We start from the raw sequence: 671 nt of genomic DNA, 5'->3' as shown, positions 1-671 counted from the left end.
TTGTAGCTTGGCTAAAGCCATTGAATCTAGTGCGCGTTTGCTGTCATCGACACGTAAGTGCAAAGCGACGAGCTGACGCCACCATTCAACTCGTTCAGGCTCAATTGCAATCAAACGTTTGATGGTGACAATAGCAGGCTGCCACTTTTTGAGTTCCAGTTCAGACGAAAGCTTAATCGACAATGGACCGAGTTCATCTGGCTGACCAAACTTCTCGTAGCGACCCATCGCTGATAACACTTTATTCCATTGGCTCAACTGGTAATGCGATTGTGCGATGCGCAGCCAAACTTCATGAGCTTTCTGGTTTTTAGGTACGGCTTTACTCAACTCGTAATAGTGCGGCAAGGCTTTAGCAAACTGTTGTTCGTTCAACAATATATCCGCTAGCATTTTACGTGTTTGCCACGCTTGCTCGTCTTGCAATAAACCGCTGCTTACCGCGAAATCCAGTTGCTTGATAGCAGGCTTAACTTGCTCATTCTGCCAATAAAAAATACCGAGCATACGAGCAACAAACGCTTGATCGTAGCCACGCGATAGATCTAACGATTCGAGAGTTGAGATCGCTTCTTTAAGCTTCTCTTCTTGAGCTAAGCTGTGCGCACGCTGCACTCTAGATGCGGTGTACTGGCTAAGCTCTTGAGCTATCGCACTGGCTGCGGTCAAAC

At 46.9% G+C, this 671-nt stretch carries 1 protein-coding gene; it reads right to left on the bottom strand.

Features of this window, described 5'->3' with window-relative positions:
• Positions 1–669, bottom strand: a 669-nt coding sequence (locus R7044_RS25780; RefSeq protein ID WP_405540914.1) for a tetratricopeptide repeat protein, incomplete at its 3' end; no start/stop codon positions are given.
• Positions 670–671 lie beyond the last annotated feature (2 nt).

This window comes from Vibrio sp. 1402 (assembly GCF_033340275.1).
The sequence above is the reverse complement of the archived record's forward strand: the minus strand, read 5'-3'. Positions and strand labels throughout refer to the sequence as shown.